Below are 15,429 nucleotides of genomic sequence, written 5' to 3' on the forward strand. Positions count from 1 at the left end.
GACTCAGGTCCGCCGGCTTGCGCGCTGACTGCGATAGGTATCGAGCACCACCGCCACCACGATAACCGCACCGGTAATGATGCGTTTGGTTGGCTCGGTCGCGCCGATCTGCGCCAGACCCGCCGCCAGTACCGAGATGATCAGTACGCCGAAGAAGGTGCTGATCACCGAACCGCGCCCGCCCATCAGGCTGGTACCGCCGATCACCACCGCGGCGATCACTTGCAGCTCCAGACCGGAGCCGGCATTCGGGTCCGCCGCTTCCAGGCGAGAGATCTGAAACAACGCAGCGATACCGGCCAACAGCCCCATCAGGCTGAATACCAGGATCTTGTAGGGCTTCGGATTGATCCCCGCCAGACGTACCGCTTCTTCGTTGGTGCCGATGCCGATCAGGTAGCGACCGAACACCGTACGCGTCAGCACAGCCTGGGCGATGAAGATAATCAGCAAGGCAATGATGAACGACGGCGAGATGCCGAACGCGATCGGGTTGGACAGCCAGGCGAAGGCATCACCGATATAGGCGGTGCGCGAACCGGTCATCTGGTATGCCAGGCCCCGCGCCATTTCCAGAACACCGAGGGACACGATGAACGACGGAATCCGCCAGGCCACGGTAATCGAACCGGTGATGGTGCCCGCCAGTGCCGCGGCACCCATTCCCAGCAACGCCGCCGGCAGCACGCTCCAGCCCCAGCCGAGAATCGCCACGCTGACTGTCGACGCCGCCAGCGCCAGCACCGAACCCACCGACAAATCGATTCCGCCGATGATCAATACGAAGGTCATGCCGACCGCCAGCACCATCAGATCGGGAATCTGGTTGGCCAGGGTGCTGAAGGTGTCGTAAGACAGGAAATGGCTGCTCAACACAGAGAACAGCGCGACCATCGCCAGCAAGGCACCGGCCAGGCCCAGGTAAGTGCCGAGGCCGTAAAAATTGCCACTACGTTTGCCGACCAGAGTTGCAGTATTCATGGAAGATCCCTAGGCGCTGCTTCGTTGAGCAACGCATCACGTTTTTGGTAGCCGGCGAACGCGGCGGCAAGCAAATCATCCTGGGTCCAGCTGTCACGCTCGAAGGTGTCGATCAGACGCCCTGCCGACAGCACGCCAATGCGGTCACAGATCAGCATCAGTTCGCGCAGGTCACTGGACACCACCACCAGTGCTTTGCCCTGACGGGTCAACTCACCGAGCAATGTATAGATGTCGAACTTGGCGCCGACGTCGATGCCTCGGGTCGGCTCGTCGAACAGCATTACCGTGCATTCGCGTTCGAGCCAACGGCCGATCACCACTTTCTGCTGATTGCCGCCGGACAATTCCGAGACCAATTGCGTCGGGCTGGAACTGCGAATGCGCATGGCGTCGATCTGACGCTGGGCCAACGACATCTCGTCACCGTTGTTGACGAAGCCGCCGCTGGAAATCACCGGCATATTGCCCAAGGCAATGTTGGCACTGATCGATTGCGTCAGTAGCAGGCCTTCGCCCTTGCGATCTTCGGTGATCAGCGCGATGCCATGACCGACTGCGTCGGCCGGTGAACGAATATCCACCACCTGAGCCGGCGAACCCAGCGCAACGGTGCCGCTGTCGGCTGTATCGGCACCGAAGATCAGGCGCAGCAATTCGGTGCGCCCTGCCCCGATCAAACCGGAGATCCCGAAGATCTCGCCGGCGCGCACTTCGAAGGACACATCGCGAACCTTGTCGGAACGGGTCAGCCCTTTGACCGTCAGCGCCGGGGCACCGATATTGCGCGGACCCATGTCGATGTGCTCGCCCAGCTCACGGCCGACCATCAGGGTGACCAGTTGCTCGCTGTTGTAATTGGCCATCGGCTCGACACAGACCAGGTTGCCGTCGCGCAATACCGCGATGCGCTGGGCCACCCGTGCCAGTTCTTCGAGGCGGTGGGAAATGTAGATGATCGCCACGCCGCGCGCCTGCAGGCGAGTGATCTGCTCGAAGAGCATTTCAACTTCACGGGCCGTCAGCATCGCGGTCGGCTCGTCGAGGATCAGCACATGGCAATCGCCGATCAGGTTGCGGGCGATTTCCACCATCTGCTGGTGACCGATACCCAGCTCACCGACCAGGGTGTCCGGATCGATGGCATCGAGGCCGACCTGAGCCATGGCCTCGATCGCCGCCCTGCGCAGTTGCTTGCGGCTGATCCAGCCACCGAGGCTGGGCAGGTTGTCGAGGAACAGGTTTTCCGCCACCGACAATGTCGGCAACAGATTGAGTTCTTGCATGACCATGCGCACGCCCAGCTTTTCGGCCTGGCTGCGGCTGCCGGGGCAGTAATCCTGCCCCTGGAATCGCATCTGGCCGGTGGTCGGCGTGACCAGCCCGCCAATGATTTTCGACAGCGTACTTTTGCCGGCGCCATTCTCGCCGGTCAGCGCCAGCACTTCGCCGCGCATCAGCGTCAGGTCGATGCCGGTCAGGACAGGTTGAGCGTAGGTCTTACCGATACCGCTGACCGAGAGGACAGCGTTCGGGGCGGAAACTGACATAAAAACTCTCCATGCGCCCGCCCCAAGGGGCGAGCACCGTTGTGTCGCCAGAAAGACTACTTGGTAACCAGCTCTACCGGAGTTTCGATGACGCCGTTGGCGCCGCTATCGACTTTCTCGCCTTTGATGATTTTCAGCGCGGTCTCGATGCCGAACACTGCTTGCCGGGCAGCAAACTGGTCGGCGGTGGCCAGGACGCGGCCATCCTTGAGCATTGGCTTGATCGCATTGATGTTGTCGTAACCGACCACTTGCACCTTGCCGGCCTTGCCGGCGGCACGCACGGCGGAGACCGCGCCGACCGCCATGCTATCGTTGCCGGCAAGCAGGGCCTTGATGTTCGGGTATTCGCTAAGCATCGACGAGGCCACCTTGCCGCCCTTGTCGATTTCCCAATCGCCGGACTGCAGGGACACGACTTTGATCTGCGCCGCTTCCATCGCATCCTTGAAGCCGGCAGTGCGCTGCTGGGCGTTGGTGGTGGTGGAAACGCCTTCGATAATGCCGACTTCGTCACCGGCCTTCAGTTGCTTGGCCAGGTATTCACCCACCAGGCGCGCACCTTTGCGGTTGTCCGGGCCTACGAATGGAACGGTGATGTTTTTGCTTTTGACGACAGCCGGGTCCAGCTGGTTATCGATGTTGATCACGGTGATACCGGCATCGACTGCTTTCTTGATGACCGGGACCATGGCCTTGGAGTCTGCCGGAGCGATGACCAGCGCGTTGACCTTGGACAGGATCATTTGCTCGACGATGCGCGTCTGGCCGGCCGTGTCCGTTTCGTCCTTGATGCCGTTGGAGATCAGCTCGAAGTCGCCGGAGTGGTCTTTCTGGTAGGCCTTGGCGCCGTCTTCCATGGTCAGGAAGAACTCGTTGGCCAGAGATTTCATGACCAGCGCGACTTTAGGTTTTTCAGGGGTTGCGGCGAATGCCGAAGAGACAGGCAACGCGGCGGATGCGGCAGCCAGCATAGCGACAGCGAGAAGACGTCCAGCGAATGGCAGCTTCATGGGTTCACTCCGATCTTATGATTATTCTTAGCAACGCTTGCGCTGGATCATCAATGGATCAACCCATCGACGGCGACCGCGCAAACGTTTGCGTAGACCGAACTATGCGAACCCTGCCGAGATTTGTCAACGCCCCGTTCCGCGTCTCGGTTGGCAAAAGCCAACCCGTTTTGCCTCACGCCGTGGTGTTGACCAGACCGCCGCCGCTGGAATCCTTGGCCAGCTCCTTGACCAGATTGCCGGTCACTTGCGCCAGCGCAGCGCTGGTATTGGCGATTTGCCCCTGGATTGTCATGACTGCGCTGGCCTTGGCTTCCGGGGTCGAATAATTCGCCGCCTGAGCGGCCGCCAATTGTTGCTGCTGTTCGCGCAGTTGCTGCTGCAGTTCCTGCATGCGCTTGAGCAATATCTGCACCGCAATACTCTGACTGCTGGTTTTCTCGGATTTGCTTTCGCTCTGAGCCGCCGCGCCGCCACCGGTTCTGACCTGCTTGTCGTCGCCCTGCTCTTCGCCCAGCGCCTGGGCCGAGGCGTCGGATGTTGCTTCACTCAAGTCGTTGATGGTCGCCGGGGATTTACCCCCGATAGTGATTGCGCCTGCATTTGCAAAACCGACAGTAAACGACATGTGAACTCCTGAAAAAATAGATCCTTTAAAGGAGCATCGACCTGTGCGGGGTTTTCTTTAGCACCGATTTTCGATTATGCAAGGCGACCTTCTCAATGAAGGTCGGTGAGCCGAACATAAAAGCTGAACATATTCGGAAACCCGGACAGCCAGGCGCGAAGTATCGCCAGCCACGACAACAATATTGATAAAAATCATCAGGTTAAAAGATCACCTTCTCCAGCGTCCGACTGGTACAGATCCTGCTCTTCCTCTCCACCCCCGGCGTTCAGATCTGCTTGGGGCGCTTCTAGATGAACCTGCATCTGCACCGTCTCACTACTAGAGAAAACAATAATGAAATCTGCCTTCAACACTTTTATTCCGGGCGCTTTGGCCCTGCTTATGCTTCTGCCCACAGCCCTTCAGGCAAAAGAAGTCGAAACCCGACAGAAACTGGCGAACGTGGTGATCCTGGCCACCGGGGGCACCATTGCCGGCGCGGGCGCCAGCGCCGCCAACAGCGCCACCTACCAAGCGGCGAAAGTCGGCATCGAACAATTGATCGCAGGAGTTCCGGAACTGAGCCAATTGGCCAACGTTCGCGGCGAACAAGTCATGCAGATCGCATCCGAAAGCATCACCAACGACAACCTGCTGCAACTGGGACGTCGCGTGGCTGAACTGGCCGACAGCAAAGACGTCGATGGCATTGTCATCACCCACGGCACCGACACCCTGGAAGAAACCGCTTACTTCCTGAACCTGGTGGAGAAAACCGACAAGCCGATTATCGTCGTCGGCTCCATGCGCCCTGGCACCGCCATGTCGGCCGACGGCATGCTGAACCTGTACAACGCCGTCGCCGTGGCCAGTAGCAAGGACGCGCGTGGCAAAGGCGTGTTGGTGACCATGAACGATGAAATCCAGTCGGGTCGCGATGTCAGCAAAATGATCAACATCAAGACCGAGGCGTTCAAAAGTGCCTGGGGCCCGTTGGGCATGGTGGTCGAAGGCAAATCCTACTGGTTCCGCCTGCCGGCCAAGCGTCACACCATGGACTCGGAATTCGACATCAAAACCATCAAGAGTCTGCCTGACGTCGAAATTGCCTACTCCTATGGCAACGTCAGCGACACCGCCTACAAAGCCCTGGCTCAATCGGGCGCCAAAGCCATCATCCACGCCGGCACCGGCAATGGCTCGGTGTCGTCCCGCGTGGTTCCCGCCCTGCAGGCTCTGCGCAAGGACGGCGTACAAATCATTCGCTCCTCCCACGTCAACGCTGGCGGTTTCGTTCTGCGTAACGCCGAACAACCTGACGACAAGTACGACTGGGTTGTGGCCAACGACCTGAACCCGCAAAAAGCCCGCATCCTGGCCATGGTCGCACTGACCAAGACCAACGACAGCAAAGAGCTGCAACGGATGTTCTGGGAGTACTGATACGCCCTCGCCCCACCCGTTCGCGGTCGGGCACCGCTGTCACCACTCGCCAGTCCTGGCGAGTGGTTCACGACCTCTTTCCGATAAAAAATCTCCCTTCGCCCTACACCAAACGGAAAAAACCACTGTCAGAGGATTTTCTTGAATTTTAAGCAGTTGCGAAAATGCCTACAGTTAAATACTGTATGCACGTACAGCTTAATAAGGATAACTCCGTGGCCACTACCTCCGCCTCTCCTGACGCTTACGAACGCCTGGGTATGCGCGTTCAGAAAATCATCAATTCCCCCACCGCCCAGAAAGCCAAAGCCGCACTGATCTTCCGTCTTCCGGACGAGCCCGTGGATGAGTGGGAGCGTTTGCTCGAAGAAATCGACGAGAACGACAACGTCACCCTCGCCCATCGCGACGATGGCGGCGTGCAGATTTTCTGGGTTGTGCCGAAGGAAGATTGAGTCAATGGGCGTCCGCTGGTTTGCTTTGCTGTTTCTGCTCATCACCCTTGGTGCCCAGGCTGGCGCGCCACGCACCTTCAACGAAGCCAAGAAAGTCGCCTGGAAGTTGTACGCTCCACAATCCACCGAGTTTTATTGCGGCTGCAAATACACCGGCAACCGCGTGAACCTCGCCGCCTGTGGTTATGTACCACGCAAAAACGCCAAGCGCGCCTCGCGCATCGAGTGGGAACACATTGTCCCGGCCTGGCAGATCGGCCATCAGCGTCAGTGCTGGCAACAGGGAGGTCGCAAGAACTGCACGCGCTACGACCCAACCTATCAAAAAGCTGAGGCAGACCTGCACAATCTGGTACCCAGCATCGGCGAAGTGAATGGCGATCGGAGCAATTTCAGTTTCGGCTGGCTACCCGTGCAATCGGGTCAATATGGCTCGTGCCTGACTCAGGTCGACTTCAAGGCGAAGAAGGTCATGCCCCGGCCTTCCATACGCGGCATGATCGCCCGAACGTATTTCTACATGAGCAAACAGTACGGCTTGCGCCTGTCGAAACAGGATCGGCAATTGTACGAAGCCTGGAACAAGACCTACCCGGTTCAGGCCTGGGAACGTCAGCGCAATCAGAGCGTGGCGTGCGTGATGGGCCGCGGCAATGAGTTTGTCGGGCCAGTAGACATGAAGGCCTGCGGCTAACCGGCTGCCAGGACTTTCCCCGGCAGATTGCGCCCTCGCCGGGCGCCCAAACAAAAACGCCCCGACCGAAGTCGGGGCGTTTTCATGTGCGGCTAAGGCTTAGCGCGGGAATGCTGGCGGGTTTACACCGGCCATGTCTTCCATCACGCGAACTACCTGGCAGCTGTAACCGAACTCGTTGTCGTACCAAACGTACAGAACAACGCGGTTGTCGTTGCAGATGGTCGCTTCAGCGTCCACTACGCCTGCGTGGCGCGAGCCCACGAAGTCGGTGGAAACCACTTCCTGCGAGTTGACGAAGTCGATTTGCTTATGCAGATCGGAGTGCAGCGCCATGTAGCGCAGGTACTCGTTCATCTCTTCACGGGTGGTGGCTTTCTCAAGGTTCAGGTTGAGAATGGCCATCGACACGTTTGGCGTCGGAACGCGAATCGCGTTACCGGTCAGCTTGCCGGCCAGCTCAGGCAGCGCCTTGGCGGCAGCAGTGGCAGCACCGGTCTCGGTGATAACCATGTTCAACGCGGCGCTACGGCCACGACGATCACCTTTGTGGAAGTTGTCGATCAGGTTCTGGTCGTTGGTGTACGAGTGAACCGTTTCAACGTGACCGTTGACGATGCCGAACTTGTCGTTGACAGCTTTCAGCACCGGCACGATGGCGTTGGTGGTGCAGGAAGCGGCGGAAACGATCTTGTCGTCAGCGGTGATTTCACCGTGGTTGATGCCGTGAACGATGTTCTTCAGCTTGCCTTTGCCAGGCGCGGTCAGAACAACGCGGTCGATACCCGGGCAGGCCAGGTGCTGGCCCAGGCCGTCGGCGTCACGCCATACACCGGTGTTGTCCACCAGCAGCGCGTTTTTGATGCCGTACTGGGTGTAGTCCACTTCAGTCGGGTTCTTCGCGTAGATAACCTGGATCAGGTTGCCGTTGGCGGTGATGGTGTTGTTGGCTTCATCAATGGTGATGGTGCCATTGAACGAACCGTGCACCGAGTCGCGACGCAGCAGGCTGGCACGTTTGACCAGATCGTTCTCGGCGCCCTTGCGGACAACGATGGCGCGCAGACGCAGGCCGTCGCCACCACCGGTTTTCTCGATCAGGATGCGCGCCAGCAGACGACCGATACGACCGAAGCCGTACAGCACAACGTCGGTGCCGGTACGGCCGGAACCATTCTGCTTGCCGACCACATCAGCCAGTTCGTCACGGACGAACGCTTCGGCGGTACGGCCATTGCCTTCGGCTTTGAATTTGACAGCCAGCTTGCCCAGATCTACCGAAGCAGCGCCGAGCTTGAGCTCGCTCATTGCCTTGAGCAGCGGGAATGTTTCGTGGACGGACAATTCGCTGTCATCGGACTGGCGATGGCGAGCAAAGCGGTGAGCTTTGAGAATCGCGATGACAGACTGGTTGATCAGACTGCGGCCATAGATCGAGCTCACCACGTTGTTATTGCGGTAGAGCTGACCGATAAGCGGAATCATCGCTTCTGCGAGTGCTTCACGGTCGATCCATTCACCAAGACACTGGTCGGGCTTCTGAGTCACGGTAACCTTCCACATGTAGGGGCAGAAAAAAGGGGCTACATTATGCCGCCGAGAGCCTCCCGTAGCAATGCGCGCCTGTCGCACGAGCGGTAACAAAATTCCGTTCAAAAAAATCACGCCCCGCGCCAGCCCAGTAAATACGGGGCTTTCAGCACAGTCAATTTTTCGACGATAACGCCACAGTGTCCGTAACCCTCCGTAACACTGGGCGGTTTTGGCACTACATTTTCAGTATTAAATCGCCAGTTTTTGTCATTACCACTACATTTTGCTCGACCTGTGTATATAGACACAGTCTGCAACTGACAGCCGGCACTCGAGACCGTTACAATTACCGACTTTGTCGCAACGCTTGGAGCTCAACCTTCCGTGCCCGTTCTGCGTCTACCGCTTCTCCCTGCCGCGGCAGGTAAACAGCACTGGGGCAACCTGCCCGGTGCCGCCCTGAGCCTGGCCATCGCCGAGGCCGCCAGCGCTGCCAAGCGCTTTACCTTGCTACTGACCGCCGACAGCCAGAGTGCCGAACGGCTGGAACAGGAGCTGAGTTTCTTCGCCCCGGATTTGCCTGTCCTGCACTTCCCCGACTGGGAAACCCTGCCCTACGACCTGTTCTCGCCACACCAGGACATCATCTCGCAACGCATCGCCAGCCTGTATCGGTTGCCGGAGCTGGTGCACGGCGTGCTGGTGGTGCCGATCACCACTGCCCTGCATCGCCTGGCGCCGACCAAATTCCTGCTCGGCAGCAGCCTGGTGCTGGATGTCGGCCAGAAACTCGATGTCGAGCAGATGCGCACCCGGCTTGAAGCCACCGGTTATCGCTACGTCGATACCGTGTACGAGCATGGCGAATTTACTGTGCGCGGCTCGCTGATCGACTTGTTCCCAATGGGCAGCAAGTTGCCTTATCGCATTGACCTGTTCGACGACGAAATCGAAACCCTGCGCACTTTCGATCCGGAAAACCAGCGCTCCATCGACAAGGTCGACTCGGTCAAGCTGTTACCGGCCAAGGAATTCCCGCTGCAGAAAGAAGCCGTGACCCGCTTCAAGGCGCGGTTTCGCGAGCGCTTCGATGTCGACTTCCGTCGCTGCCCGATTTTCCAGGATTTGAGCAGCGGGATTACGCCGGCGGGCATCGAGTACTACCTGCCGCTGTTCTTCGAGGAAACCTCCACCCTGTTCGATTACCTGCCCCAGGACACGCAAGTGTTTTCCCTGCCGGGCATCGAACAGGCCGCGGAGAATTTCTGGAACGATGTGCGCAACCGCTATGAAGAGCGCCGCGTCGATCCGTCCCGTCCTTTATTGCCACCGGCCGAGTTGTTCCTGCCGGTGGAAGACTGCTTTGCGCGCCTGAAGAGCTGGCCCCGTGTGGTGGCCAGTCAACAAGACGTCGAAACTGGTGTCGGCCGCGAGCGCTTCCCGGCTCAGCCTCTGCCGAACCTGGCCATCGAAGCCAAGGCCACTCAGCCGTTGGCGGCGCTGGCCAGTTTCCTCGACGAATTCCCCGGCCGCGTGCTGTTTACCGCCGAGTCCGCGGGCCGTCGTGAAGTGCTGCTGGAATTGCTCGAACGCTTGAAGCTGCGACCGAAAACCGTCGACAGCTGGCCGGACTTTGTCGCCAGCAAAGAGCGCTTGGCGATCACCATTGCACCACTCGACGAAGGCCTGTTGCTGGACGACCCAGCGCTGGCCCTGGTTGCCGAAAGCCCATTGTTCGGTCAGCGCGTAATGCAGCGCCGTCGCCGCGAGAAACGCGCCGACGCCAACAACGATGCGGTGATCAAAAACCTCACCGAGCTGCGCGAAGGTGCGCCGGTGGTGCACATCGATCATGGTGTCGGCCGCTATCTGGGGCTGACGATCCTGGAAATCGACAACCAGGCCGCCGAGTTCCTGACCCTCGAATACGCCGAAGGCGCCAAGCTGTATGTGCCGGTGGCCAACCTGCACCTGATCGCTCGCTACACCGGCAGTGACGACGCCCTCGCGCCGCTGCACCGCCTCGGCTCCGAGACCTGGCAGAAAGCCAAGCGCAAAGCCGCCGAACAGGTGCGCGATGTAGCCGCCGAGTTGCTCGACATCTATGCCCGCCGCGCCGCTCGCGAGGGTTATGCCTTCGCAGACCCGAAAGCCGATTACGCGACCTTCAGCGCCGGTTTCCCGTTCGAAGAAACCCCGGACCAGCAAACCACCATCGAAGCGGTGCGCGAAGACATGCTCGCGCCGAAACCGATGGATCGCCTGGTCTGCGGCGACGTCGGTTTCGGCAAGACCGAAGTGGCCATGCGTGCGGCGTTCATCGCAGTGCACGGCGGTCGTCAGGTGGCCATTCTGGTGCCGACCACCCTGCTCGCCCAGCAACACTACAACAGCTTCCGCGACCGCTTTGCCGACTGGCCGGTGACCGTGGAAGTGATGAGCCGCTTCAAGTCGGCCAAGGAAGTGAACGCCGCAGTTGCGGACCTGGCCGAAGGCAAGATCGACATCGTCATAGGCACGCACAAGCTGCTGCAAGACGATGTAAAAATCAAAAACCTGGGGCTTGTGATCATCGACGAAGAGCACCGTTTCGGTGTCCGTCAGAAAGAACAGCTCAAGGCACTGCGCAGTGAAGTCGACATCCTGACGCTGACCGCCACGCCAATACCGCGCACGCTGAACATGGCGGTGTCGGGCATGCGCGATCTGTCGATCATCGCCACACCGCCGGCCCGTCGCTTGTCGGTGCGCACCTTCGTCATGGAACAGAACAAGAGCACAGTCAAAGAGGCCCTGCTGCGTGAGCTGCTGCGTGGCGGCCAGGTCTACTACCTGCACAACGACGTGAAGACCATCGAGAAATGCGCCGCAGACCTCGCTGAACTGGTGCCGGAAGCGCGGATCGGCATCGGCCACGGGCAGATGCGCGAACGTGAACTCGAACAGGTGATGAGCGACTTCTATCACAAGCGCTTCAACGTGCTGATCGCCTCGACCATCATCGAGACTGGCATCGACGTGCCGAGCGCCAACACCATCATCATCGAACGCGCGGACAAGTTCGGCCTGGCCCAGTTGCACCAGTTGCGTGGCCGGGTCGGTCGCAGTCACCACCAGGCGTATGCTTACCTGCTGACACCACCGCGCCAGCAAATCACTCCCGATGCGGAAAAACGTCTGGAAGCGATCGCCAATACCCAGGACCTCGGCGCGGGCTTCGTGCTCGCCACCAACGACCTGGAAATCCGTGGCGCCGGCGAACTGCTGGGCGACGGCCAGAGCGGGCAGATCCAGGCTGTGGGTTTCACGCTGTACATGGAAATGCTCGAGCGCGCGGTGAAGTCGATCCGCAAGGGCGAACAGCCGAACCTCGATCAACCGCTGGGTGGCGGTCCGGAAGTCAATCTGCGTGTACCGGCGTTGATTCCCGAAGACTACCTGCCGGACGTTCATGCTCGACTGATTCTCTACAAACGCATTGCCTCGGCCACCGATGAGGAAGGCCTCAAGGATCTGCAAGTGGAGATGATCGACCGCTTCGGCCTGTTGCCGGAACCGACCAAGAACCTGGTGCGGATCACGGCGCTGAAATTGCAGGCCGAACAGCTGGGCATCAAGAAAGTCGACGGCGGCCCGCAAGGCGGTCGTATCGAGTTCGCGGCACAGACCCCGGTCGACCCGCTGACACTGATCAAACTGATCCAGAGCCAGCCTAAACGCTACAAATTCGAAGGCGCTACGATGTTCAAATTCCTCGTACCGATGGAACGCCCGGAAGAACGCTTTAATACTGTAGAGGCGCTATTCGAGCGTCTCATTCCGACCACTGCTTGAAGGACGCCGCATGCGCCTGTTTCGCTCACTGACCTTGTTGATGACGTTGTTGATGTCGCTGCTCGCCTCGACCGCGTTTGCCGATGACCTGTATCAGGTTGAAATGATTCTGGTACGGCAAAACGCCGTGCCTGCCATCGTCAGCCGCGCCGCGCCAGAGGACTGGGCTGCCGGTGCCCAACGCATCAGCCCCGACAGCTTTCGTACGCCAAGCCTGAATGCCGAAGTGGAAAAACTCACCGCGAGCAACGAATACACGGTGTTGCTGCACAAGGCCTGGCAACAGAACCTGGGTGAAGAAGCCAGCAAAATCGCGATCAGCGAAGGCAAGGAACAGTTTGGCCAGTTCCCGATCGAAGGCACGTTGAGCCTGAAACTGGGGCGCTTCACTGACGTCGACGCCGACTTCTGGGTCAATAACATTGACGCCAATGGCATGGTTACCGCCAGCGAACGCCTGAAACAGGAAAGCCACACCAAGAACGGCCTGCTGAACTTCCTCGACAACGGCCACCTGGGCCTGTTGATCAAGATCACCTCGCTGACCGCCCCTGCGCCTCGGCCAGTCCCTGATGAAATTCCGGACTGATTGACTTCTTTATGCCCCCGACCCTGAGCAAACCCCTGGCAACATCCTGGGTCAGCCGATTCAAGGAACAGAGCCTGGAGAGGGGCCGCCGCTACGCACTGGAGAACCGCGTCAGGATCGTCGAAGTCGGCGACGCCACCATCACCGCCAGTTGCGAAGGCTCTGGCGGCAACGTTTACCGTCAGACCATTCGCCTGCGCGAGTCGGCCAAAGGCACCTTGCTGATGATCGACGCCACGTGCACCTGCCCGGTTCACAGCAACTGTAAACATTGCGCGGCGGTGCTACTGCAAGTGCAGGAAACCCTCGCGTATCCGGCCGCCGCGAAAGACGCCGAACTGCTGGAAAAACTTCAGGCCGTATTGGAAAACCGTAACCCGAAAGCGCCGCCGCAAGTGCTGGTGGACAACGTGCAACCGGTGCCGCGCCTGTGGCTGGCGAGCATCGAGTTCAGCGCCTTCGAACCGCGCAACGGCAAAATGCAGCGTTACATTCAGCATCGCGCGGCGCTGTCCTTCAGCTATCTGGACGAATACGTCAGCGGACAGAAAAACGCTGACATCCTGATTCGTCAGGAAACACAGACGCTGCGGATAAAACGTCACCCGGAAGTCGAACAGACCTACAGGGAACAGCTGCGGATCCTCGGTTTCAAAGTCGCCACCCGACAAAGCAAAGCCTTGCCGGAAAGTGCCGGCGAACTCTACGAGATGGTCAACGACAGCGCCTGGCTGACCTTCACCCTCAATGAGCTGCCGAAGTTGCGCACCCAAGGCTGGGAGTTGCAGATCGACGAGGATTTCGGCTTCGACCTGACCGCCGTGGACGACTGGTACGCCACCGTCGAGCAGGCACCGGAACGCGACTGGTTCGACCTGGAACTGGGGATCATCGTCAACGGCGAACGCCTGAGCCTGCTGCCGATCCTGTTGAACCTGGTGCGCTCCCACACCGAAATCCTCAACCCGGAACGACTCGCCCGACGTCGCGACGACGAACTGATCCTGGTGAACATTCCGCAACGCCGCAGCACCGACCAGGGCCCGTTGCAGGTCGCCCTGCCCTTCGGCCGCCTGAAACCGGTGCTGGCCACCCTCGGCGAGTTTTATCTGCAAGAGCCCGGCGAAACCACGCTGCGCCTGAGCAAGGCCGACGCCACGCGACTGAACCCGCTGGAAGGCCTGCCACTGCTCTGGGAAGGTGGCGAGCAGATCCGCACCTTTGCCCAGCGCCTGCGCGACATCAAGGACCACACCGCCGCCGCGCCCGAAGGCCTGAATGCCACCTTGCGCCCGTATCAGCTGGAAGGCCTGAGCTGGATGCAGTCGCTGCGACAACTGGAAGTCGGCGGGATTCTCGCGGACGACATGGGCCTGGGCAAAACCCTACAAACCCTGGCGCACATTCTCAGCGAGAAGAATGCCGGGCGCCTCGATCGGCCGTGCATGGTGGTCATGCCCACCAGCCTGATTCCGAACTGGCTCGATGAAGCAGCGCACTTCACGCCACAGCTTAAAGTGCTGGCGTTGTACGGCATCAGCCGCAAAAAGCATTTCGACAATCTGGCTGATTACGACCTGATCCTGACCACTTATGCACTGCTGCCCAAAGACGTCGAACGCCTGGCCGCGCAGCCGTTGCACGTACTGGTGCTGGATGAAGCGCAGTACATCAAGAACCCCAACAGCAAGGCCGCCCATGCGGCCCGTGAGCTGAATGCTCGCCAGCGTTTGTGCCTGAGTGGCACGCCGCTGGAAAATCACTTGGGCGAGCTGTGGTCGCTGTTCCACTTCCTGCTTCCGGGCTGGCTCGGTGACGTGAAAAGCTTCAACCGCGATTACCGCGTGCCGATAGAAAAGCGTGCCAGTGAAGTACGACTTCAACACCTGAACGGTCGGATCAAACCGTTCCTGCTGCGCCGGACCAAGGAACAAGTAGCCACCGAACTGCCGCCGAAAACCGAGATCGTCCATTGGGTCGAACTCAACGAAGCCCAGCGCGACGTGTACGAAACCATGCGCCTGGCGATGGACAAAAAAGTCCGCGACGAGATCACCCGCAAAGGCGTGGCGCGCAGCCAGATCATCATTCTTGAGGCGCTGTTGAAGCTGCGTCAGGTGTGCTGTGATTTGCGCCTGGTCAACGATGCCGCCCTGCCCGCTCGCGGCAGCACCTCCGGCAAACTCGATAGCCTGATGGAAATGCTTGAAGAGCTGTTCGAGGAAGGGCGGCGGATTTTGCTGTTCTCGCAGTTCACTTCAATGCTGTCGCTGATCGAGGACGAACTGAACAAACGCGGCGTGGCGTATGCGATCCTGACCGGCCAGACCCGTGACCGACGCACGCCAGTGAAGGAGTTCCAGAGCGGCAAGCGTCAGATCTTTCTGATCAGCCTGAAGGCTGGCGGTGTGGGTCTGAACCTGACCGAAGCCGATACGGTGATTCACTACGACCCTTGGTGGAACCCTGCGACGGAAAATCAGGCGACGGATCGTGCGTATCGCATTGGTCAGGAGAAGCCGGTGTTCGTCTACAAGATGATTGCCAGGGGCACGGTGGAAGAGAAGATTCAGCATCTGCAGAAGGAAAAATCCGATCTGGCCGCAGGCGTGCTGGATGGACGCAAGACCGGGGACTGGAAGTTGCAGAGCGATGATATCGAGGCGTTGTTTGCGCCGTTGCCGGAAAAAATTGATAAGTAGCAGGGACAGTCAGATCGCCATTGCG

At 59.5% G+C, this 15,429-nt stretch carries 11 protein-coding genes; 6 read left to right on the plus strand and 5 right to left on the minus strand.

Annotated elements, in window-relative coordinates; genetic code table 11:
- Nucleotides 1-3 precede the first annotated feature (3 nt).
- The 4 genes from ACCC96_RS10935 to ACCC96_RS10950 form a co-directional block, all read right to left on the minus strand.
- On the minus strand, nt 4-981 hold the full coding sequence (locus ACCC96_RS10935; RefSeq protein ID WP_007940220.1) for an ABC transporter permease: 978 nt from the start codon (nt 979-981) through the stop codon (nt 4-6).
- Nucleotides 978-2,531 (minus strand): sugar ABC transporter ATP-binding protein, encoded by a 1,554-nt coding sequence (locus ACCC96_RS10940; protein WP_413695804.1) that lies wholly within the window; start codon nt 2,529-2,531, stop codon nt 978-980. Before ACCC96_RS10940 ends, ACCC96_RS10935 begins: the two co-directional genes overlap by 4 nt.
- Before the next feature lie 56 nt (nt 2,532-2,587).
- Nucleotides 2,588-3,544 (minus strand): sugar ABC transporter substrate-binding protein, encoded by a 957-nt coding sequence (locus ACCC96_RS10945; protein ID WP_019582837.1) that lies wholly within the window; start codon nt 3,542-3,544, stop codon nt 2,588-2,590.
- Between the two features lie 175 nt (nt 3,545-3,719).
- Nucleotides 3,720-4,172 (minus strand): hypothetical protein, encoded by a 453-nt coding sequence (locus ACCC96_RS10950; RefSeq protein WP_413695805.1) that lies wholly within the window; start codon nt 4,170-4,172, stop codon nt 3,720-3,722.
- 336 nt (nt 4,173-4,508) lie between these two features.
- On the opposite strand from ACCC96_RS10950, the gene ACCC96_RS10955 reads away from it, so the two are divergent.
- The 3 genes from ACCC96_RS10955 to ACCC96_RS10965 all read left to right on the plus strand — a co-directional run bounded on the left by ACCC96_RS10955 (nt 4,509) and on the right by ACCC96_RS10965 (nt 6,746).
- Nucleotides 4,509-5,597, plus strand: a complete 1,089-nt coding sequence (locus ACCC96_RS10955; protein ID WP_019582839.1) for an asparaginase — start codon at nt 4,509-4,511, stop codon at nt 5,595-5,597.
- Between the two features lie 164 nt (nt 5,598-5,761).
- A complete protein-coding gene (locus ACCC96_RS10960; protein WP_007940214.1) occupies nt 5,762-6,052 on the plus strand; it encodes a DUF1654 domain-containing protein in 291 nt (96 codons plus the stop codon).
- Nucleotides 6,053-6,056: 4 nt separating this feature from the next.
- Nucleotides 6,057-6,746, plus strand: coding sequence for an endonuclease (locus tag ACCC96_RS10965; protein WP_413695806.1), 690 nt, complete (start codon nt 6,057-6,059; stop codon nt 6,744-6,746).
- Between the two features lie 99 nt (nt 6,747-6,845).
- Here the strand turns inward: ACCC96_RS10965 and ACCC96_RS10970 are convergent, their stop codons facing one another.
- The gene (locus ACCC96_RS10970) at nt 6,846-8,309 is read right to left on the minus strand and encodes a glyceraldehyde-3-phosphate dehydrogenase (protein ID WP_413695807.1); all 1,464 of its coding nucleotides are present in this window, start codon (nt 8,307-8,309) and stop codon (nt 6,846-6,848) included.
- A 354-nt stretch (nt 8,310-8,663) separates the two neighbouring features.
- Here ACCC96_RS10970 and mfd point away from each other — a divergent pair, with 354 nt between their 5' ends.
- From mfd to ACCC96_RS10985, 3 genes are read left to right on the plus strand one after another with little or no spacing between them, the layout of a single operon-like run.
- On the plus strand, nt 8,664-12,113 hold the full coding sequence (gene mfd / locus ACCC96_RS10975; protein ID WP_258672933.1) for a transcription-repair coupling factor: 3,450 nt from the start codon (nt 8,664-8,666) through the stop codon (nt 12,111-12,113).
- A 10-nt stretch (nt 12,114-12,123) separates the two neighbouring features.
- Nucleotides 12,124-12,702 carry a CsiV family protein gene (locus ACCC96_RS10980; RefSeq protein ID WP_019649614.1) on the plus strand — a complete coding sequence of 193 codons (579 nt, stop codon included), beginning with the start codon at nt 12,124-12,126 and terminating at the stop codon, nt 12,700-12,702.
- A gap of 11 nt (nt 12,703-12,713) precedes the next feature.
- A complete protein-coding gene (locus tag ACCC96_RS10985) occupies nt 12,714-15,404 on the plus strand; it encodes an SNF2-related protein (RefSeq protein ID WP_413695808.1) in 2,691 nt (896 codons plus the stop codon).
- Nucleotides 15,405-15,429 lie beyond the last annotated feature (25 nt).

Source organism: Pseudomonas sp. Pseusp11 (assembly GCF_047304405.1).
GTDB lineage: Bacteria > Pseudomonadota > Gammaproteobacteria > Pseudomonadales > Pseudomonadaceae > Aquipseudomonas.